The 20138-nt window shown below is 37.5% G+C and carries 21 protein-coding genes; 4 read left to right on the plus strand and 17 right to left on the minus strand.

All coding sequences use genetic code 11. The annotated features are described in order from the left end of the window. Position 1 precedes the first annotated feature (1 nt). The 10 genes from KRODI_RS06795 to KRODI_RS06840 all read right to left on the minus strand — a co-directional run bounded on the left by KRODI_RS06795 (position 2) and on the right by KRODI_RS06840 (position 9779). Positions 2 to 1534 (minus strand): cryptochrome/deoxyribodipyrimidine photo-lyase family protein, encoded by a 1533-nt coding sequence (locus KRODI_RS06795; protein WP_013750851.1) that lies wholly within the window; start codon positions 1532 to 1534, stop codon positions 2 to 4. Continuing rightward, a complete protein-coding gene (locus tag KRODI_RS06800) occupies positions 1497 to 3032 on the minus strand; it encodes a cryptochrome/photolyase family protein (RefSeq protein WP_013750852.1) in 1536 nt (511 codons plus the stop codon). Before KRODI_RS06800 ends, KRODI_RS06795 begins: the two co-directional genes overlap by 38 nt. Beyond that, positions 3033 to 4331, minus strand: coding sequence for a DASH family cryptochrome (locus KRODI_RS06805; RefSeq protein ID WP_013750853.1), 1299 nt, complete (start codon positions 4329 to 4331; stop codon positions 3033 to 3035). Between the two features lie 78 nt (positions 4332 to 4409). After that, a complete protein-coding gene (locus KRODI_RS06810) occupies positions 4410 to 5963 on the minus strand; it encodes a DUF4301 family protein (RefSeq protein WP_013750854.1) in 1554 nt (517 codons plus the stop codon). Beyond that, positions 5960 to 6520: an AAA family ATPase gene (locus KRODI_RS06815; RefSeq protein WP_013750855.1), complete on the minus strand. Its 561-nt coding sequence runs from the start codon at positions 6518 to 6520 to the stop codon at positions 5960 to 5962. Before KRODI_RS06815 ends, KRODI_RS06810 begins: the two co-directional genes overlap by 4 nt. Next, the gene (gene pnuC, locus KRODI_RS06820) at positions 6481 to 7113 is read right to left on the minus strand and encodes a nicotinamide riboside transporter PnuC (RefSeq protein ID WP_013750856.1); all 633 of its coding nucleotides are present in this window, start codon (positions 7111 to 7113) and stop codon (positions 6481 to 6483) included. Before pnuC ends, KRODI_RS06815 begins: the two co-directional genes overlap by 40 nt. Next, positions 7097 to 7357 carry a hypothetical protein gene (locus tag KRODI_RS06825; RefSeq protein WP_013750857.1) on the minus strand — a complete coding sequence of 87 codons (261 nt, stop codon included), beginning with the start codon at positions 7355 to 7357 and terminating at the stop codon, positions 7097 to 7099. The genes pnuC and KRODI_RS06825 overlap by 17 nt, the downstream gene beginning before the upstream one ends. A 5-nt stretch (positions 7358 to 7362) precedes the next feature. Next, positions 7363 to 8322, minus strand: coding sequence for a hypothetical protein (locus tag KRODI_RS06830; protein WP_013750858.1), 960 nt, complete (start codon positions 8320 to 8322; stop codon positions 7363 to 7365). Between the two features lie 20 nt (positions 8323 to 8342). Next, complete coding sequence (locus tag KRODI_RS06835) at positions 8343 to 9056, minus strand: geranylgeranylglyceryl/heptaprenylglyceryl phosphate synthase (RefSeq protein ID WP_049783435.1); 714 nt, start codon at positions 9054 to 9056, stop codon at positions 8343 to 8345. A gap of 99 nt (positions 9057 to 9155) precedes the next feature. Continuing rightward, positions 9156 to 9779 (minus strand): 4'-phosphopantetheinyl transferase family protein, encoded by a 624-nt coding sequence (locus tag KRODI_RS06840; protein WP_013750860.1) that lies wholly within the window; start codon positions 9777 to 9779, stop codon positions 9156 to 9158. 71 nt (positions 9780 to 9850) lie between these two features. Here KRODI_RS06840 and ahcY point away from each other — a divergent pair, with 71 nt between their 5' ends. Continuing rightward, on the plus strand, positions 9851 to 11167 hold the full coding sequence (ahcY, locus tag KRODI_RS06845) for an adenosylhomocysteinase (protein WP_013750861.1): 1317 nt from the start codon (positions 9851 to 9853) through the stop codon (positions 11165 to 11167). A 115-nt stretch (positions 11168 to 11282) separates the two neighbouring features. Here ahcY and KRODI_RS06850 read toward each other — a convergent pair whose 3' ends face one another. Further along, entirely contained in the window at positions 11283 to 12161 is an 879-nt protein-coding gene (locus KRODI_RS06850) for a hypothetical protein (RefSeq protein WP_013750862.1), read from the minus strand. A gap of 50 nt (positions 12162 to 12211) precedes the next feature. On the opposite strand from KRODI_RS06850, the gene KRODI_RS06855 reads away from it, so the two are divergent. Continuing rightward, positions 12212 to 12556, plus strand: a complete 345-nt coding sequence (locus KRODI_RS06855; protein WP_013750863.1) for a TM2 domain-containing protein — start codon at positions 12212 to 12214, stop codon at positions 12554 to 12556. Between the two features lie 103 nt (positions 12557 to 12659). Here the strand turns inward: KRODI_RS06855 and KRODI_RS06860 are convergent, their stop codons facing one another. Both KRODI_RS06860 and KRODI_RS06865 read right to left on the minus strand, forming a co-directional pair. Continuing rightward, positions 12660 to 13130: an Lrp/AsnC ligand binding domain-containing protein gene (locus KRODI_RS06860; protein WP_013750864.1), complete on the minus strand. Its 471-nt coding sequence runs from the start codon at positions 13128 to 13130 to the stop codon at positions 12660 to 12662. Between the two features lie 72 nt (positions 13131 to 13202). Continuing rightward, the gene (locus KRODI_RS06865) at positions 13203 to 14573 is read right to left on the minus strand and encodes a saccharopine dehydrogenase family protein (RefSeq protein WP_013750865.1); all 1371 of its coding nucleotides are present in this window, start codon (positions 14571 to 14573) and stop codon (positions 13203 to 13205) included. A 90-nt stretch (positions 14574 to 14663) separates the two neighbouring features. On the opposite strand from KRODI_RS06865, the gene KRODI_RS06870 reads away from it, so the two are divergent. Both KRODI_RS06870 and pckA read left to right on the plus strand, forming a co-directional pair. Further along, the gene (locus KRODI_RS06870; protein WP_013750866.1) at positions 14664 to 15044 is read left to right on the plus strand and encodes a DUF423 domain-containing protein; all 381 of its coding nucleotides are present in this window, start codon (positions 14664 to 14666) and stop codon (positions 15042 to 15044) included. Positions 15045 to 15118: 74 nt separating this feature from the next. After that, on the plus strand, positions 15119 to 16732 hold the full coding sequence (pckA, locus tag KRODI_RS06875) for a phosphoenolpyruvate carboxykinase (ATP) (RefSeq protein WP_013750867.1): 1614 nt from the start codon (positions 15119 to 15121) through the stop codon (positions 16730 to 16732). A gap of 74 nt (positions 16733 to 16806) precedes the next feature. Here the strand turns inward: pckA and KRODI_RS06880 are convergent, their stop codons facing one another. From KRODI_RS06880 to KRODI_RS06895, 4 genes are all read right to left on the minus strand, one after another. Then, positions 16807 to 17250, minus strand: a complete 444-nt coding sequence (locus tag KRODI_RS06880; protein WP_013750868.1) for a hypothetical protein — start codon at positions 17248 to 17250, stop codon at positions 16807 to 16809. Positions 17251 to 17264: 14 nt separating this feature from the next. Beyond that, positions 17265 to 18152, minus strand: coding sequence for a DMT family transporter (locus tag KRODI_RS06885; protein ID WP_013750869.1), 888 nt, complete (start codon positions 18150 to 18152; stop codon positions 17265 to 17267). 82 nt (positions 18153 to 18234) lie between these two features. Next, positions 18235 to 18801, minus strand: coding sequence for a gliding motility lipoprotein GldD (gldD, locus tag KRODI_RS06890; RefSeq protein WP_013750870.1), 567 nt, complete (start codon positions 18799 to 18801; stop codon positions 18235 to 18237). Further along, entirely contained in the window at positions 18798 to 20120 is a 1323-nt protein-coding gene (locus KRODI_RS06895; RefSeq protein WP_013750871.1) for a gliding motility-associated protein GldE, read from the minus strand. The genes gldD and KRODI_RS06895 overlap by 4 nt, the downstream gene beginning before the upstream one ends. Positions 20121 to 20138 lie beyond the last annotated feature (18 nt).

Consider the following 20138-nt stretch of genomic DNA (forward strand, 5'->3'; position numbering starts at 1 on the left):
TTTAATCAAAATTATTTCTGTTTGCGAGCGTGTGTCGTCTTAAGATACGATACGCATCTCTCTTTACCATATTATCATCCTTAAGCTTCCACAATACGTCACCCGCATGTTTTGCTGTCTTTTTTATATCAATTATAGGCGCAGGATAATCTTCACCTATCACTGTATTGCAAAATTGTTGTTCAAGAGCACTCATCGTCCACGGTTCATGGATGTATGCAACAGGTACGTTTACCAATTCTGGAATCCATTTCTTTATAAACTCACCATCTTCATCGTGCTCGTAACTATTTTTAACCGGGTTGTATATGCGCAGCATATTTATTCCTGTCTCACCCGCTTGCATTTGTATTTGAGGGTAGTGAATACCTGGTTCAAAATCAAGAAATTGCTGGGCTAGATGATAAGTGGCATCTTGCCAAGGTTGCCATAAGTTATGTGTAAAAAAAGATAACGTCATGGCACGCATTCTAAAATTGAGATAACCGGTCTCACACAGACATCGCATGCAAGCATCTACTAGTGGATATCCCGTTTTGCCTTCTTTCCAAGCTTTTTGATACTTAACATTCACATTTTTTGAGAGCTTGTGATATCCTTTATTTACACTCACAAATTCCATTGAGTCCTCCATTTCAAACTTCTGAATGAAATGTGCTTGCCATCGCAATCGTGAAGTAAACCCATCGATGGCACGTTTATTTTTAGAGCTTTCGCGAAAATGTTTTGCTTCCTGATACACTTGGCGTATGCTCACATTTCCCCAAGCGATGTAAGGTGATAATCTAGAGCAGCTCTTTCTAGCTAAGCTAGGTTTTGAAATATGTTTTGCATAATTGAGATATCGATTGTCATGCAAAAAGGACGTCAGGTAGCGCATCGCCATCGTCGTCCCTCCCTTTTGAAAAGGACTAGATGCAGATGTTTGTAAAGAGACTTTTTTAAAATTATCTTCTAGAGCATTAATATCTTCTATTGATAGTAATTGATTCTTTTTGGGCTGAAAAGGAATCTGTGGTTGTTTCATAAACCACTCCCAGTCTTCGCTCCATCCTACACGATTTCTCAGTTTACGTTGCACTCCGTTGTTTGCAAATTCTACCCAGCCAAATTTATTTTCTGGTGAGGCTATTTTTAGATTATTTGCATATGCTTCTAATGCTAAATCTCTATCATAGGTAACACGTAGTCCAGTTTCTTGATGGGAGAAAACGGTATGAATTTTATAATGTTTTATAAGTTCTTTAAAAGCAGAGACAACCTCATCGTGAATAATCAAAATCTTAGTATTAAATGCTTTTAATTCTTTCTGAAGATTAAGTAATGACTCTTTAATAAAGTTAAAATGACGGTCACTATAATGAGGATCTACTTCTAGTGAAGGTTCTAAAATATAAAGTAAAAGCAGCGGCTGACCCTCTTGCAAAGCATTGTACAAGGGTAGGTGGTCATGCAAGCGCAAGTCCCTCTTAAACCATACTATGTTTACCTCTTTTTTAATAATTTGCGGGGTTTTTAATGATGTCTTCTGCACGTTCTTGATGTGCTTGTAATGTCTTCTTATCCATTTTATTTAAAAGACTAAGCATCATGCTCATGCGATTGTTTCCTTTAAAATATTCTTGTTTTTCATTCAAGAAATTCCAATACAAGGAATTAAAAGGACATGCATCTTCGCCTGTTTTTTTACTCACTTTATAATGACATCCCTTGCAGTAATTAGACATCTTGTTGATGTAACTTCCGCTAGAAATATAGGGTTTTGTTGCAATTTTACCACCATCTGCCCATTGGGACATTCCGCGAGTGTTTGTGATTTCAACCCATTCTATAGCGTCAATATAAATCCCGAGATACCACTCATCTACTTGTGCTGGATCACACATAGTAAGAAGTGCGTAGTTGCCAGTAATCATTAATCGCTGTATGTGGTGTGCATAAGCATTATCTAGGCTATTATTGATACTGCACTTAAGACAGTTCATTTTAGTTTTTCCAGTCCAGTAAAACTCAGGTAAAGGATTTTTGTTCTCAAGATGATTGGTCGTTGCAAATGTTGGCATTTCTTTCCAATACATCCCTCGCATGTACTCTCTCCATCCTAGAATCTGCCTTACAAAACCTTCTATCTGACTTATATTTATTTCTTCTTTATGTGCTCTCCAATAGTTTATAACGGTTTCAATAACTTCTTGAGGATCTAGAATCTTACTATTCATTGCAAAGCTTAATCTGCTATGATATAAGTAGGCTTGATCTGGATCCATGGCATCTTGATAATCGCCAAAATGAACTAATAAGTGCTCACAGAAATAGTCAAGCACTTCAAGTGATTCTTTACGATTGGTAGGCCATGCAAAATTCTTCTCATCTATGCGTCCTATGGTTTTAACTCCAGCTTTTTCAATGAGCTTTACAATAGATGAGACATTTGTATCAAAAGTCTTTTCAATAGGGATTAAAGTATCTCCTTTCCACTTATTGCGGTTACTGTGGTCAAAATTCCATTTACCACCTTCAGGATCTTTATCGTTTATCATCATGACGTCATATTTCTTGCGCATCATGCGGTAAAAATATTCCATAGTAAAGAGCTTTTTACCCTCAAAAAAAGAAGACAAGTCGGTACGAGAAGTCATAAAATGCTCTGTATCGTATGACTTTACTTCGATTGTTACGCTTTCGCGAAAGCGTGATAACATTTCATCCAGCCGATATTCATCTGGAAGTTGGTATTCAAATAGTGATATGTCGTTTTCTTTAATAAGTTGCTCAATGTTCTTAATGAGACTTTGGGTGTTTTCAGGCGCATCTAGGGTATAATAAATCACTTTGTGTCCTTGAGATGTAAGCCAGTCAGAAAATTCGCGCATTGCTTTAAAAAAGGCGACAACTTTCTGAATATGATGGGTAGCATAATCTGTTTCTTGGCGCATTTCTGCCATGAAATAAATGACATAGTCAGATTGCTCTTGATACCAGGAGTGCTTGTGGTTGAGCTGATCGCCCAGAATAAGTCGTAAAGTGCTCATTTAAAATAATTCATTTTGAGTCCACAGTCTTACAAACTTGCCATTACCGTCATACATTTCCTGCTGCCTTTTGATATTGAATTTTCTGTCTCTAGGATCGTTTCCTACACCTGCGTTGTACATCCAGTTTGCCCAGTTGCTATGCACGTCATAATCTATGAGGACACTTTCAAAGTAAGCAGCGCCTACGCGCCAGTCTTGCTGTTGTTCTTTGGCCCAAAAGCTCGCAACATTCTGACGACCGCGGTTAGACATCCATCCTGTTTCTTTGAGTTCTATCATATTGGCATTTACAAAGTCATACGTTGTATTACCATGAATCCACTCGCGCTGGGCTTTATCATTACGTTTCCAGTCGTAGTTTTTATGCAGAATTCCGCCTATTTTAAACAGGTCGTTACCATGTTTGAGAGAGACATACTTGAAATAATCTCTCCATATCAATTCAAAAATGAGCCAATACGTATCTTGATTTGAAATAATTTCCTTTTCAAACTTTTTTACCTCCCAATAAATTTGGCGTGCAGATATAGATCCATTTGCCAGCCATGCAGATAACTTTGAGCTATAATCTTCTCCTACGAGTCCGTTGCGTGTTTTCTTATAGTACTGGAGTTTTTTTGTATTCCAGAAGTAATTATTGAGTCGGTTCCAAGCCTCGTCTTCTCCGCCGTTCCAAGGGAATGCAGAGCGATGGTCTTTAGTAAAAGTGTCTAAGCCTAGCTCTTGCAGGTTAGGTATGCTGCTTTCTTTATCGAGTAGATTTTTTGAAGGAAGCGTTTTGATTTTTTCTTGTAAACGTTGGACAGTGCTTTCTTTCTCGCACTTTTTACGGAATTGAGTGAATACTTGAGGAATGTCTCCGAAAGAATTGAAAGGATTATCTTCGGGATGAAAGAGAAACTGATCATAATGAGTGTAATGTTTTGCGTTATTAATTTTTTCTTCTACAGCAATGGTAACTTCATTTTCTTCACGCGTCCACTCTTTTTGAGAGTAGATTTCTGAGACGTCGTGTTGGTCTATGAGATCTGGAATAGTTACTTCTGGATGCTCGTGAGTTACAATCAAAGTGATGTTAAGATCGTTGAGATTCTTTTTGAGATTCTGGACAGTCTCAATTAAGAATTGAGCGCGATATTTCTCCGTCTTTTTAAAACCAAAATCACCTATCTGAAATTGTCTAGGGTCAAAACTATACAACCCAATTACACGCTTGCCTGAAGCAATTGCATGAGTCAAGGAGCTATTATCTTGTGTTCGTAAATTATTTCTAAACCATACCAGTGCGGTATCCATATTTCTATTTTGAAATAAAGATACTTATTGTTTATCTTTTAATAAATAAGATTAAACAAAATTTAACCTATGATTTTGTTATTTTACTTGGTGAGCTGGTTTAAGAAGATCATTAACCGTTTTTACAGGATTGAAAGTAACTAGTGGAACTTCTATAAATATAGTGTTCCAGTGAGCCATTGCACCATTCCAAAGTCCTGGGTGTTCTAGTGCTTTAATTTTCTTTCCTTGGTAGCTTTTAGATGCAATAAATCCTGCTTTATAATCTACATAATTGAGAAGATCATACTTCTTTCCTTTGTAATTTTTTACACCGCAAATGATATCTACTGGATTAAAGTGTGTAGCATTTTTAAGAATTTCTTGCTGCTCCTTGTTATCAGGATTTATCTGCACACTTTCTATAATCTGCAAACTCTCAGTACCATCTTCATGAATCACCCAGAAAGGGCCGCCTCCTGGTTCTCCTTCATTTTTTACCATACCACACACGCGTATAGGGCGATCTAGTAATTTTCTCAAAAGATCTGTTTGTGCGGCGTTTTCAAGTTTTTTAAAGGTTGCAGGAAGCCTTAAGAATAGATCATCTTCTAAGAAAGTAGCGATCTCCATACGCTCGCTGTCTAAAAGTTCGCTTTGATTGTCAATTTTCTTTAGATATTCAAAAGACCTTGCTTGAAGTGAAAGTAACTTTCCAGCAAGCATCTTTTTATAATAAGCAACTTGAGTCTTGTACTTATTTACAACGACGTTATCAATATTCTTAATGAATATAATATCTGCATCTTGCTCATTTAAGTTGTTTATTAAAGCTCCATGTCCTCCAGGTCTAAAAACGATTTTTCCATCCTCATCTCTTAAAAGAGTATTTGACTTTGTAATGGCTACTGTATCTGTAGCTGAGTCTTGGTAAGAATAAGATATGTCAAAGGTCATGCCTGTTTTGCGTTCTATATAGTCTTTACGTTTATCAAAACGTTTTGAAAATCTCTTTTGATGTTCTTTTGAAATTGTAAAGTGAAGTCGTGCAACGGTATCTTTTGTTGCATACAAAGCACCTTCAAAAAGATGCTCTTCAAAGGCAGTAGCTATATGTTTTTTATATTCATGAAAAGGAAATAATCCTTTAGGTTTTTTGCCAAAATTAAGTTCCTTTTCTTCAAGCATTATTTTTACAAAGCGTAATCTATTTTCATTAATGTCTGCTCCATCTTTGCCATACTTGTCTTTTATTCGTGCGCGTATTCTTTTGTAAAAAGGAAAACTTTCTAGACCCACAAAAAATAGTCTAAGCTCTGGAACCCCTTTCTTGTTTATATATGCATTAATACTTCCGTCTTGAGGATTATAGTCTTCAACAAATTCAAATAGAAACTTGAACATTCTAGTAGCTGCACCAGATGCTGGAGTAAATTTTAATGGAGTTATCGCACTTTTACTATCCTCGTAATGTTGTACTAGTTGTTTTTCTTTTTCTGTATTGAGCACAATAAGACCATTACCTTTTGTAGCGGCACTGCGCAAGTTTGCAAATGGAATTCCTTCCTGAAGTATCTGAAATTGCTGTTCAACTTGCTCTTTGGTTACACCTAAATTTGTGATGTGCTCTATGTCTTGATCTGTGATATTCAAACTAAAAGTGTATTTATAGATTCGGTAGCAGTTACCATTCTTTCAGGCACGGTGCCTTTTACAAGAATAAATGGTTTTTTATATTTCTCTAAGGTATGTTTAAAATAATTAAACATTTCCTCTCTTCTTTCTGGGCGATCTCGTAAATCATCTTGCTCCCAAGGAGTGTCTATGTACGTTAAAAGGTACAAATCATATTTATTTTCTAATGCCATTTTTTCCAATAATTCTGGACACCAGCCATCATAGTAAGCCTCGCTATATATTTTTGTGGTCAGTAAATCAGTATCACAAATAACTAGATTTGTAGCATTAGCTACTGCAGCATTCTCTAGTTTTATCTGGCCTTTGGCAATAGGCAACAGATCCATTGGTCTACATATCTTTTGCTCTGTGTCCCATAAATCTTGAAGATATTCTCTTGCATATTCTGGAACTAGGGGTGCGTTGTAATGCTGAGCTAGCTTTCGCGAAAGCGTACTTTTCCCACTACTTTCTGGTCCAATAAGGCAAACTCTTATGCAATTACTGGTGACTTGTCTAAGTTCTTCTTCCATGCTAAATATCCAAAAATGGCAATAATAGTGAGTGCAAAATATAAAATACTACTGAAAGTGAGTCCTTTGTAAAAATAAAGAGGTACAGTGATAATGTCACCTATGATCCAATATATCCAGTTCTCAATCTTACGTCTAGCCATAAGCCACATGCCTACAAAGAAGATGCCTGTGGTAATCATATCTACGTAAGATGTCCAGTGTTCAATTTTATCAAAAATGATATATACGATATACACAAAAATTGCAGATGTAATAAATATAACTACAGAGAGGAGGTGCTCTTTTCTAGTGGTTCTCGTGATAGGAGTAACTGCAACGCCGTCTAATTTTTGTGTCCAGATGTACCATCCATAAACACTCATAATGAAGTAGTACCCATTAATCATCATGTCTCCCAGTAGTCCCCATTTGAGAAGTAGATACACAAAGATTGCTGTGCAAATCATTCCAGTAGGAAAAACGAGGACGTTATTTCGTTTTGAGTAAACTACAGATGCGATAGTAAATACGGCAGCTATAAGTTCTAAGACAATGTCTAAGGTGTCGTATGTGGCGTACTGCCCAAAAAGGAAATCAAAAATCTGCGACATAATCAGAGCGATCTGTTTTTACAATTTTAATATAAAATAGACCGATGCCTATTTCCTCAAAGCTGCGCTTCATTTCTTTAGTAAGTGTAGTCATCACCTTGTCGTAATCTCCATATACTTGAGTGGCAAGAGGATTTTCTATAATGGTAAGACCAGAGTCGCGTAGTCGCTTTATAAAATTAATGATATACATTTCGTAATCATTTTGTAGCGGACTAAAAGTAAGATCTACAGAGATTTGCATAGTTGTTATTCTTGATAAATGTGCAGTAATGCACCCATTCCATAATTTACATTTCCAGTTTTTACTAGCGCCGAATGCTCATTGTAAGTACGGTCAAATACTTGCCATTTTTTATCATTAAAGAATACTCTTCTTACATACGTTTTTTGTGATGGCAATTCATTTGTAAACGGTAATAAAGGTCTAAAAGTAACAGATACTTTTTGAATTCCTCTAGGAGTTTCAATTTCATTATATTTTTTAGTCTGTATGAGCTTTCCTTGTTTATCTGCATATCCTAGCACTTGTAAGGAGGCAAAAATCCCGTCTTTAGGAATAAAGATTTGATATTTATTTATATCGAGTTCATACATCTCATCATCTTGCTCACTTACGCGAAAAACAATATCCCTATGAATTACAGGTGTTCCAGGCAGTCCATTCTCATTCTTATAAAACTGAATGCGGAATAAGGTAGAAAATTTCATGTTACCTTTTTTGCGATATTCCTTTTCTGAGTTTATAGGAATCCACAGTTGTGCAATTTTTGAAGATTTTCCATCCTCACGATTAAAAAGAACAGCGACCTCACTCTCTACGGTAGGGAGCCAGCAGTTGTAATAATTAGTGTGTGTGGTCTCCTTGTATTTTTTCTTCTTGTATTTGCCTTTCTTTTCTGCAGTAACGATAACTTCAGAAAGTAAGCTAGCCTCTGGAGCTAGAAATATTTTTTTAGGTAAGCTAGCGGCAGCAAAAGCTTGCTCCTTAAAACCTATAGCCGAGATATAAAGACTGTCTATATCCTTATATTTTGAGCTAATAAAAGTAAACTCACCAACATCGCCTGCAAACGTTCCTCTTCCATCACCAAAAGAAATAGTAGCAAAGGATACGGGTGTTTTTGAAACCGCATCAACTACATAGGTCGTTTGACCTAGTAGTTGTGTTGTGATGAGAATCGTTATTAGATAAATGATGTATTTCATAAGGATGATTTAATATTCAATTAGCAGTCATTCCATGAGTTCTCTTCAAAAGCTGTGCCTATAACGACCATTGTTGCCCCAGCCTCATGTGCTAGCTCCATTTGAGTAGAATTTCTAATACCTCCGCCCACGATTACTGGAATGGTGAGTGTATCACAAACGGCTTTGATTATTGAAGGTTGAACTGCCTTTTTTGCTCCGCTTCCTGCTTCTAGATAAATACATTTTTTACCTAAATATTGTCCTGCAAGTGCTGTGTCTACTATGCGCTCTTTATCATCTTGTGACATTGGGCTGGTCTGGCTCACTCGTTGCACGGCAGTTATGGATCCGCCGTCTATGAGTAAGTATCCTGTGGGGATTACTTCAAGCTCACTTTGTTGTACTGCTCTCGCAGCTTTCGTTTGCTGGCCTATTAAAAATTCGGCATTATCACCAGATAGTAGTGATAAGAATAATATTGCGTCTGCATCTGGAGTAACCTGATTGTAATTTCCAGGAAACAGAATAATGGGTAATGCTGTTTCGGCTTTTAGAAGTTGGACCACAGTTGCTGTTTTACGTGCTGGATCTGTACTTCCGCCTATAAAAATGTGAGTTGTGGCGGTGGGTATTTTTTTCAAGTACGCTTTCGCGAAAGCGGAATCCAATTCAAACTTATCTGGATCTATGAGAATTGCGAGTAGTTTACCGCCTTCTTCTTTTTTGTGTATGATTTGGGAATATATAGTCACCACACGAAGGTAGGAATTGCAGTACAAAGAATGCTCTTCATTATTAATAACCGTAAACACAGGTAAAACCTTTAATTCTGATAGCTATCGGGACCACAATCAAAACCCATATACACAGGTAAATCCCTCGAACTCCATAAAGGTGAGATCATAGGTGGAGACTACGCCTTCATAATTTACCGTGGCTATAGTCTTGCCATCGTCAAAATCAAAATCTGTAACGTCAATATGCTTTAAGAAACTCAGTCCTTCTTGTGAATATAGTTTGTAAAGTGATTCCTTTGCTCCCCATACAATGGTGAGTTTGCGCATGCGAGCATCTGCATTAGTAAGTGTGTAATATTCTTCTATAGGTGTAAATTTATGAGCAATGCGTAAGATTTTGTCACGTTGCTTTTCTATATCGATACCTACGGGTTGATTACTTACAATAATGGCAGTGAAGGTGTAGCTATGTGTGATAGAAATGTGTTTCCCATCATGAAGGTGGGGTTTTCCATTCTTATCGTAATATAAATCGAAATCTGTATATCCAGCTTCGGCGAGGAGATGGCGTATACTCATGAAGCCTCTTTGGTGAAGCTCAGACTTCATTCCTTGTAGTCTATTTTGGCAATGATCTGTAAGTTTTATATTTCGCGAAAGCGTAGTAATATCTTCTTCAATCTTCCAAATATAGACTGTTGTACTCGAGCTAACTGTTATCGTTTTGTAAAGAGGCATCGATTAAAAGGTTTTCTGTAAGGTATTGCGTAAATTTGCCACTGCTAAGAAATAAGCTAAATATACAAATTATGAGCACAAAGACAGTACCGTACGTACCGTACAAAGTAAAAGATATTTCCCTAGCGGGCTGGGGACGGAAAGAGATCGAACTTGCAGAGGCAGAGATGCCTGGGCTTATGTCTCTACGTGAAGAGTATGGAGATGAGCAGCCGCTTAAAGGTGCTCGTATCGCAGGATGTCTGCATATGACAATACAGACAGCTGTTTTAATTGAAACATTAAAAGCACTAGGAGCAGAGGTAACTTGGTCTTCTTGTAACATATTTTCTACTCAAGATCAAGCTGCTGCAGCCATTGCAGATGCTGGAATACCAGTATATGCTTGGAAAGGGATGAATGAAGAAGAATTTGATTGGTGTATCGAGCAAACACTTTTCTTTGGAGAAGATCGTAAGCCATTAAACATGATCCTTGATGATGGAGGTGATCTTACTAACATGGTATTAGATCGTTACCCAGAACTTGCAAAAGATATCAAAGGTCTTTCTGAAGAAACTACGACTGGTGTACACCGTCTTTACGAGCGTGTAAAGAACGGAACATTACCTATGCCAGCAATAAACGTAAATGACTCTGTAACTAAGTCTAAGTTTGACAACAAGTACGGATGTCGTGAGAGTGCGGTAGATGCTATACGTCGTGCTACAGATACTATGCTTGCTGGAAAGCGTGTAGTAGTATGTGGATACGGAGATGTAGGTAAAGGAACAGCAGCTTCTTTTAAAGGTGCTGGATCTATTGTTACAGTAACTGAAATTGATCCTATCTGTGCGCTTCAAGCAGCAATGGATGGTTTTGAAGTAAAGAAACTTAACTCTGTAGTAGGTAACGCAGATATTGTGATTACTACAACTGGAAACAAAGACATCATACGCCCAGAGCACTTTGAGGCAATGAAGGATAAGGTGATTGTATGTAACATAGGTCACTTTGATAATGAGATCGACATGGGCTGGTTAAACAGTACACACGGAGCAACTAAGGATGAAATCAAGCCACAAGTAGATAAGTATACTATAGACGGTAAAGATATTATCGTTCTTGCAGAAGGTCGTCTTGTAAACTTAGGTTGTGCAACAGGTCACCCTAGTTTTGTAATGAGTAACTCATTTACAAACCAGACACTAGCACAAATCGAACTTTGGAAAAACAGTGCAAACTATAACAACGAAGTATACATGCTTCCTAAGCACCTTGATGAGAAAGTAGCAGCATTGCACTTATCACGTCTAGGTGTAGAGCTAGAAACTCTTTCTACAGAGCAAGCAGACTACATCGGTGTTACCGTAGAAGGGCCATTCAAGCCTGAGTACTACAGATACTAGGTGCGAGTCGCACATGAATAATAATTTTTTCGCTTTCGCGAAAATGTTAGATTACAAAACCCACGTTTATAGCGTGGGTTTTTTTGTGCTTTATTCGGAAGAAATCTAACTTCTTTTACTGCTTCACTAAGGTAAGCTCTGCCTTTTCACCCGTTTTAAGACTCGTTCTTGTAGTTATTAAACTCATGCCGTCTTGTATTTCTACCTTAACGGTATTAGGTGCAGAGGTCCCTTCTGTAAGGGCCTCTACGCGCACTACTGTTGTTTTCTTGGTAATAGTGATTGGTATTTGCTTTTTTGCTCGTTCTATAGAGTAATCTTCTAGTATGAGTACATCATCCACATATAGGTTTATGCGGTCATCATCTACCTTCCCAGAGTCATAAATAGAAATCACAACATCTTTAGTTTTAGTAAAAACGTTGAGGTTTTCATTCTTTCTTACGATACTCATGGTAAGCGTATCTACAGAGCGCTTTGCCGAAATTCTATCTTTTAATTCTTGACTTACCTTTTTAGATTTCTGAATCTTCTTGTCTAGCTTGGCAATTCTAGCTTGCGCCTCTTCTGTGGCAGACATGATGAGCATCCCATCTAGGCATGAGCTCTTATCTGGGTAGAGGCCTTTAAAGTCACCGCTAAAAGCTTTATTGTTTTCAAGGTTTCTCATTTTACCTTCAAAGTTTATGAGGCACATGTCTACCTCACCTAGTGGAGATTTTGTGTACACAATATCATATTCGGCAAAGGAGAATATTTTGTTCTCACTATCATAAATTCCTTTGATATTAGACTTAGTTTCATGTTTCCCTCCTAAATCTGCCATGGAGTATCCTTGTACTCTACCATCCACTTCTTCAAAGGCTAGTTTATAGGATATAAAAGCAGAATCATTAAGCTTTATAACTCCCATATATTCATAAGCAGTAAGTTGGCCGTAAGCGGTAGCTCCGAGCAGGAAATATGTAAAAAAGAGAATTCTTCGTAAGTACATAGCTGTTTTTTAGGTAATTTAGTTAGGTCTAATAAAAACAAAACCAAACTATGAGACTCAAAATTACACTATTATTTGCGTTTGTAATGCTTGCCTTTACAAATACCTATGCTGGATTTCCAGTACAGAGAACAGCAGTTGCTGCCGTAAACGGAGTAACACTTACTGAAGATGATCAGGCAGAAGTACTTACTTCACCTGCAGCAGTAGAAGCAGATCGCCAACTGATAGCTATTTTATTATGGTTATTCTTAGGAGGTTTTGCAGCACACAGATGGTACTTAGGAAGCCCAATAGGCTGGAACATCTTATTTATTCTTACAGCAGGTTTCTTTATTGTAGGTTGGGTAATTGATGGTATTGAAATCCTTACGGGTAGCTATCCTGGGCTGTAACAAAAGCTTAGTTAAAAGAAAAACCTCTCCAAGTGAGAGGTTTTTTTATGCGTAAATAATGGGTTTTAATTGTAGTGGTACGCTTTCGCGAAAGCGTAAAAAATTAGATTTTAATCTGTCTGTCTATTTGTTGATCAAGTGAGATAAAGGTTTCAGTGCGTGATACACCGTCTATCGCTTGAATCTTTTTATTGAGTAAATTCATTAAATCCTCGTTGTTCTTACAAAGAATTTTGATAAGTACAGACCAGTTTCCAGTAGTGTAATGACACTCTATTACTTCTGGAATATCTTTAAGTTGTCGCACTGCTCTTGCATTATTTGCAGCTCTATCAAGATATACTCCTATAAATGCTTGCGTGCGATAGCCTAGCACTTTTGGGTCTATAATAAACTTAGAGCCAGCTATGAGTCCAGACTTCTCTAGCTTGCGTAAACGCTGGTGTATGGCAGCTCCAGAAATGCCCACTTTACGAGCAATTTCAAGAATAGGCTTACGAGCATCTTCCATAAGTTGGCGCAAGATTATCTTATCTATACCATCTATTATAAGTTCGTCTTTTACAATTTTCATCTCAAGAAGGTTCTATATTGAAACTACAAGATATATAAATAGTTATAAACTGTAATTCAATTTTTAAAAAGGTTATCCTCCTACGATATCTGGATTATAACCTAGATAGTCAACCTCGTATTCTTTAAAGGTGATGCCATACTCTTCCAGTTCTTTGAGAATAGGTTCATAGACTTCCTTTTTAATAGGGAGTTGCACCCCAGGTGTAGTAATCTCTCCATTAAGAATGCGTAAGGTTGCCATAGCTACTGGCAAACCTACCGTTCTTGCCATTGCTGTTTCTATTTGATCCTCTCCTATGTTTACCATGGTTGCATCAATCTGCTTGCGCTTACCGTCAAGCTCATAGCCAAATTTATGATACATCACAATCATGTCCTTATCTTTAGCGTCCAGCGTCCATTTATCTTCTAGGATGCGTTGTAATGCTTGAGCAGGAGTTGCATTTGTAAGTCCTAGTTTTTTGGTGGCATTAAAAAGATCAAGCTCTAATAGTTTGTCCCAGAGTAAATCGTCTTGATCGATCTTGAGGTAGTGGCGCAGTTTAAGCTCTACCGAATCTGTAAGGGAGTATGGTAAAAATAAATTTACATAATCACGATAACTCATTTGCTCCGTATTTTCTAATTGATAGCTATCATCTGTCATGCCTAGAAGCACAAACATTTGCCAAGCTCTAGAAAAGCCAACTCTACGTATGGTACCACGGTACAATGTAGGGATGTCATCAAGACCATATACAGAGCGATACTTAAGAGAATTACGATTTGCATATCCTTCAAAACGACCGTGACCTTCTATCTGTAAAAACTCCGTACGTCTAAAAAGGCGTTGGTAAGGAATGTATTTATAAGTTCCTTCCTGTATGAATTCGGCAGCGCCACCTTGACCTGCGAGAACTACATTACGAGGGTTCCAAGTAAATTTATAGTTCCATAGATTAGTGTCGCTTTCTGGTGCCACAAGACCACCTGTAAACGACTCAAAAAGAATCATCTTTCCTCCTTTATCGCGTATACGGTCTATTACCTGCAGGGCACTCATGTGATCTATACCTGGGTCCAAGCCTATTTCATTCATAAATACAAGCCCTTTTTCTTTTACAGCAGCATCAAGCGCTTCCATCTCATCAGAAATATAAGAAGCGGTTACCATAGACTTTTCAAAAGTAACGCAGTCTCTAGCAACCTCAATATGGAAACGCGCAGGAAGCATAGAGATTACTATAGTTGCTGCTTTAATAGCCTGCTCACGTTCTTCCTTGTTAAATACATCAAGGCTTATTGCCGTAGCATTTTTATGGTTATTGATGAGTTTTTGAGCATTGTCTATAGAGATGTCGCCCACGGTAATCTGTAAATCTTCTTTGTCAGATTTAGAAAGTAGGTAGTTTACGAGTTGGCTCGTGGATTTTCCAGCGCCTATAACGAGAATCTTTCTCATGGGTAGTTAGTTTTGTAATTTTGTATGAGAGTTCAAATTGAACTCTGCTGGTCTAAAGTACGGTTTTGGGCTACATCTTAAACAAATAGCATGGATAAAAAATTAAGAGTGACAGGTGGGATTTTTGGACTTACCGCAGTTGTTATTGGAGCTTTTGGTGCTCATGGTCTCGAGAAAGTGATTGATGCTTCGGCAATTGCGACTTTTGAGACGGGAGTAAAGTATCAAATGTATCATGCCTTATTGTTATTACTTATTCCAGTTTTCGCTTTAAGCGAAAAAACAAAAAAAATAGTATGGGTGCTGCTATTGCTAGGTATTTTATTCTTTTCAGGTTCTATATACGGGCTGGCAACCAATGAATTAACATCTTTTGATTTTACTAAAATCGCTCTTATCACCCCAATAGGCGGGACTTTGCTCATTGTTAGTTGGCTTTTGATAGTTATACATTTCATAAAATCCAAATAAAACAGCGAAAACGTTATAGTGCTGAGCAAAGTCTTACTACTTTTGTGACCTAAAACAACACAAAACTCATTGTTATGGTCGCAGATAGCTTAGCTTCGAAGACACTTTCATTAGAAAAATTAGGCATCAAAAATGCCAAAATCAACTACCAACTCTCCCCTGAGAAACTACACGAAATAAGCGTAGAAAACGACATGGGAACTACTGCGTCCTCTGGCGCACTAGCAGTAAACACTGGTACTTTTACAGGACGATCACCTTTAGATCGCTTTATTGTAAAAGATGCCAAGACAGAAGATAAAGTCTGGTGGGGTAACATTAACCTCCCATTTGGTGAAGAAGCTTTTGCAAAGTTAAAAGCAAAAGTAGCCAACTATCTTTCTGAAAAAGAAATCTACGTACGAGACAGTTATGCTTGTGCAGATGAGAATTACAGACTAAATATACGAGTGATAAACGAGTATCCTTGGTCAAACATGTTTGCTTATAACATGTTTCTTCGCCCTACGGTTGAAGAACTTAAAACATTTGATCCAGAGTGGACTATTCTTAACGCTCCAGGATTTCTAGCAGACCCTGAAGTAGATGGTACTCGCCAGAGCAACTTTGCAATTCTTTCATTTACAGAAAAAACAATCATTATAGGTGGAACTGGTTATACCGGTGAGATCAAGAAAGGAATTTTCTCTGCATTAAATTTTATCCTTCCTGTAGAAAAGGAAACATTACCTATGCACTGTAGTGCAAACGTAGGAGATAATGGAGAAACTGCAATTTTCTTTGGACTTTCTGGTACTGGAAAGACAACACTTTCGGCAGATCCAGAGCGTAAGCTTATAGGAGATGATGAGCACGGATGGACTAAGGAAAACACCATCTTTAACTTTGAAGGAGGTTGTTATGCAAAGGTGATTAACCTATCTAAGGAAAATGAGCCAGATATCTTTAATGCCATCAAGCCAGGAGCAATACTAGAGAATGTAATTCTAGATGACAATGGTAATGTAGCTTTTGAAGATACTTCTATTACACAAAATACACGTGTGAGTTATCCTATTAACCACATTGATAATATACAAGAGCCTTCTGTAGGAAAGAATCCTAAAAACATCTTCTTCTTAACAGCAGATGCTTTTGGAGTATTGCCTCCTATCTCAAAATTAACGCCAGGTCAAGCTGCTTATCACTTTATAAGTGGGTATACAGCAAAGGTTGCTGGGACAGAAGCAGGAGTTACAGAGCCACAACCGTCATTTTCGGCGTGTTTTGGAGCTCCATTTATGCCATTACATCCTACTAAATACGCAGAGATGCTTAGTGAGAAAATGAAGGCATCTGGAGTAAATGTATGGCTTATTAACACTGGATGGACTGGTGGACCTTATGGAGTAGGATCACGTATGAAACTTAAGTATACACGTGCTATGATCAAGGCAGCGATGAATGGAGAGTTACCACAAGAGACTTCTCATGATCACTACCACATACACTCTGTTTTTGGACTAGCGCAACCACGCACATGCCCAGGAGTACCTACAGAGGTATTATCTCCTAGAGCAACTTGGAATAACGACGAAGGATACTATGCAACTGCAAATAAGCTCGCTAGATCTTTTAAAGATAACTTCAAGAAGTTTGAAGAGTATGCAAGTGAAGAAATAATGAATGGACAACCACCACTAGGGTAGTTGAAAAGATAGTTTAGTTGATAAAAGCGATTTGCATTAATGTAAGTCGCTTTTTTTGTGCGCTTTCGCGAAAGTTAGTATGTGAGTTTTACGAGTTCCTTAAATCTAGAAGCCTTTATTTCAATAGAATCAGATTTAATTAGGAGGTGCTGAACTGTTCGATTTGTGTTTTTGTCAATAGAATCAACAAGAATAACTTCATACTGACCTTCAAATTCTTTGTGGGTGCTGCGACTCAAAATTAATTTGTCATTAGAAAGAATGAAATCGGCGTAGATGTCAGTATCACTATTTAATTCAATTGTTATCTGTCTAAATGGTTTTCCATCTATTATGTCTTCATCAAAATGAACAGGGCGATATCTTAATAACTTACCTGAATCCTTATTTAAAATATCTTTGTCCGATTTTAAGATATAAGACATTCTCCAACTGCCATTAAGTTTGCTTTTATCAATAGATTGTGAACAAGACGTCGCGAAAAATAATATGAAAATTAACAAGGTGGCTGTTCTCATTGAGTTCTAGTTTTTCACTTGTTTTTTCTTTTTCCTGTATTCCCAATATAAACACCAGTAAGGATAATAAGTGTAGCAATAACCTGAAGACTCGTAAATGCTTCTCCATCTAGTAATCCCCAAGTGACAGAAATAATAGGCATTAAGTAGGTTACAGAGGAGGCAAACACTGGGTTGCTTATTTGTACTAGCTTGTTAAACATCACTTTTGCAATGGCAGTCCCAAAAATAGAAAGTAGAACAATGTAGCCAGTGGATTGCTGTATCGTAGTATCCGTGCTTAAAGGAAGCTCAAAAAAGTCTGAGTAAAAAAGTATGATAAGTGCAGGTATAATCAAGAAAACAAAGTTTCCTGCAGCAATAGCTAGTGCGCTTACATCTTGAAGGTGACGTTTTATGATGTTTACATTGAGCGCATAGAGCGATGATGCTATGATTACTAACGAAGCGTACCAGTAGTTTTGCTCTTCATTTATTTGAGCGCCTATGTAAATAAGAGCGCCGGCGCCTATAAGTCCTAAAAGAACACCTATAAACTGTTGTTTGATAAATTTGGCTCCAAATAGTAGTATTCCAAAAACGAAAGCAAGTAGTGGTACACTAGAATTTAAAATTCCCACTACGGCGCTATCAATCTCGGTTTCGGCAAAGGCGAAAAGGAATACAGGGATACCGGTTCCTAGCAACGCAGAAACTCCTATCCATTTCCACGCTAATTTATTTATGCTTTTCAAACTTTTCCATCCAAATAGTAACAGAACAAATGCGGAGAATAAGATTCGTAAAGCTCCTAGTTGCAGCGGTTCTAGACCTAGTAGTCCCTTTTTGATAAGGATAAATGAACTTCCCCAAATAATGGATAGTACTACAAGGTATATCCACTTGAGTGAATTATTTGGCATTGCTTGAATTTAGAAATGCAAAGTTCGGTAATAACTTATTAGGAATATGACAAGTTTTCGCGAAAGCGAACCCCGAAAAAAGCTACTGTTGTTCTCTCCACTTAATACTTTCCATCAAGTGCCTAATATCGTTTTTAAGATACATAGCCGCAGGATAAATACTGTCGTAGTTAGGTTTTGTGTTGAAGTAGATAGAACCGGTAAGGAAGTGTGTGGTGCTATCTGTGATGTAAAATTGGGACTGGGAAGCCGCATCTCCCTTGATGTCATAAAACATCCCGTATGCACCTTGCTCTTGGTTTACATACTTCTCTTCTATAATGTCGTCTGCTTTGCGCACATGCTCGTATGTGAGTTTTTGTGCATCATTGAGTAACGCATTAATATTATTATTTACCGCTCTATAGGTTAGGAATACACTTCCGTTAAGCGATGGGTAATCAATAACAGCAGAGCAATTATCTTTATAGCGCACTTTGCCTAGTGAGTTGAGGTCAAAATTATAATCACAATCTGATGTGGTAAAAGAATATGACGGTCTGGGGTATGATAAACTGAGCTGTCCTTTAGGCTTAGGTAATGTGTCGCCACCGCATGATGCGAGCATTATAGCTGCAAGAAATGATGTTATGAAAGCTGTAAATCTCAAGATTTTATAGTGAATTTAATCTGTTTAATACGTTTCTTATCTATTGCCTCTACCGTAAACGTGTAGTCTTGATATATTATTACCTCATTTTTACGAGGGAAGCCTCCAGAAACTTCTAGCACAAAACCAGCAATGGTTTCTGCCTCACCTTTTTTATTTTCAAAAATAGTAGTTTCTTCAAGCTTTATGATTCGATAAAAATCTTTGAGAGATGTTTTTCCGTCAAAAATCCAATTGTGCTCATCAAGTTTAGAATAAATGATATTTTCATCATCAAACTCATCTGCAATGTCTCCTACAATTTCTTCTATAATATCTTCTAGAGAGATCAAACCACTTGTGCCACCATACTCATCTACTACAATGGCGAGATGATTTTTCTTCTCTTTAAACTCTGCGAGAAGGTCATCAAGCTTTTTGTTTTCTGGGACAAAATAAGGATCGCGTATAAGCTTTGCCCAGTCAAATTCTTTCTCATTGAGATGAGGGAGTAAGTCCTTTACATAGAGGATTCCCACGATGGTGTCAATGCTCTCAGAAAAGACTGGAATACGAGAAAAGCCGTTTTCTGTAATCTGCTTTAAAATATAGTTGTAATCATCCTCTTTATTAAGTGCAAATACATCCATACGAGGGCGCATCACTTGCTTTGTGTCTGTGTTACCAAAGGAAACAATACCCTTTAAAATTTTTTGCTCCTCTTTTGTGGTATCCTCTTCACTCGTAAGTTCCAGCGCTTGCGAGAGCTGATCTACATTAAAACTAGTTTTTTGTTCTCCTAATTTTCTTTGTATCCATAAAGTTGCAGCACGCATAGGGCTGCTAAGTGGTGTGAAAATTACATCGAGTACGCGCAGCGGATATGCTACAAGTGCCGCAAATTTCTTGTTATTACGGTTTGCATAAATCTTAGGAAGGATTTCCCCAAAAAGTAAAATTAAGAACGTAATAAGCACTACTTCCAGTAAAAAACGTAGTGGTATACCTAGAATCTCTGCGGTAATATTTGCAAATATTACTTCGCCTAGACTTGCAAAGAGAAGTACAATCGCAATATTTATGGCATTATTTGCAACAAGAATAGTTGCAAGAAGTTTTTTAGGCTTTGTGAGTAGCCTCTTTACTACCATCATTTTTCTATCTGCAACTTGCTCTTCTGTTTCTAGAAGATCACTAGGTGATAGGGAGAAAAAAGCAACCTCGGCGCCACTTATCAGTGCAGAGCACATGAGTAAAACTATAAGTACCATAATGCTTATGATAGTGGTAGGGTCTATAGTTAAGAGAAGAATAAATAAGGGTTCGGGATCGGGGTCCAAAAGTTTTATCGTTTAGTT

Source organism: Dokdonia sp. 4H-3-7-5 (assembly GCF_000212355.1).
Classification (GTDB): Bacteria; Bacteroidota; Bacteroidia; order Flavobacteriales; family Flavobacteriaceae; genus Dokdonia.

Excerpts from the sequence above, each read along its gene's own strand:
- KRODI_RS06800 (WP_013750852.1), bottom strand. The coding sequence starts at position 3,032 with ATGAGCACTTTACGACTTATTCTGGGCGATCAGCTCAACCACAAGCAC.
- KRODI_RS06805 (WP_013750853.1), bottom strand. The coding sequence starts at position 4,331 with ATGGATACCGCACTGGTATGGTTTAGAAATAATTTACGAACACAAGAT.
- KRODI_RS06815 (WP_013750855.1), bottom strand. The coding sequence starts at position 6,520 with ATGGAAGAAGAACTTAGACAAGTCACCAGTAATTGCATAAGAGTTTGC.
- pnuC (WP_013750856.1), bottom strand. The coding sequence starts at position 7,113 with ATGTCGCAGATTTTTGATTTCCTTTTTGGGCAGTACGCCACATACGAC.
- KRODI_RS06825 (WP_013750857.1), bottom strand. The coding sequence starts at position 7,357 with ATGCAAATCTCTGTAGATCTTACTTTTAGTCCGCTACAAAATGATTAC.
- KRODI_RS06830 (WP_013750858.1), bottom strand. The coding sequence starts at position 8,322 with ATGAAATACATCATTTATCTAATAACGATTCTCATCACAACACAACTA.
- KRODI_RS06840 (WP_013750860.1), bottom strand. The coding sequence starts at position 9,779 with ATGCCTCTTTACAAAACGATAACAGTTAGCTCGAGTACAACAGTCTAT.
- ahcY (WP_013750861.1), top strand. The coding sequence starts at position 9,851 with ATGAGCACAAAGACAGTACCGTACGTACCGTACAAAGTAAAAGATATT.
- KRODI_RS06850 (WP_013750862.1), bottom strand. The coding sequence starts at position 12,161 with ATGTACTTACGAAGAATTCTCTTTTTTACATATTTCCTGCTCGGAGCT.
- KRODI_RS06855 (WP_013750863.1), top strand. The coding sequence starts at position 12,212 with ATGAGACTCAAAATTACACTATTATTTGCGTTTGTAATGCTTGCCTTT.
- KRODI_RS06860 (WP_013750864.1), bottom strand. The coding sequence starts at position 13,130 with ATGAAAATTGTAAAAGACGAACTTATAATAGATGGTATAGATAAGATA.
- KRODI_RS06865 (WP_013750865.1), bottom strand. The coding sequence starts at position 14,573 with ATGAGAAAGATTCTCGTTATAGGCGCTGGAAAATCCACGAGCCAACTC.
- KRODI_RS06870 (WP_013750866.1), top strand. The coding sequence starts at position 14,664 with ATGGATAAAAAATTAAGAGTGACAGGTGGGATTTTTGGACTTACCGCA.
- pckA (WP_013750867.1), top strand. The coding sequence starts at position 15,119 with ATGGTCGCAGATAGCTTAGCTTCGAAGACACTTTCATTAGAAAAATTA.
- KRODI_RS06880 (WP_013750868.1), bottom strand. The coding sequence starts at position 17,250 with ATGAGAACAGCCACCTTGTTAATTTTCATATTATTTTTCGCGACGTCT.
- KRODI_RS06885 (WP_013750869.1), bottom strand. The coding sequence starts at position 18,152 with ATGCCAAATAATTCACTCAAGTGGATATACCTTGTAGTACTATCCATT.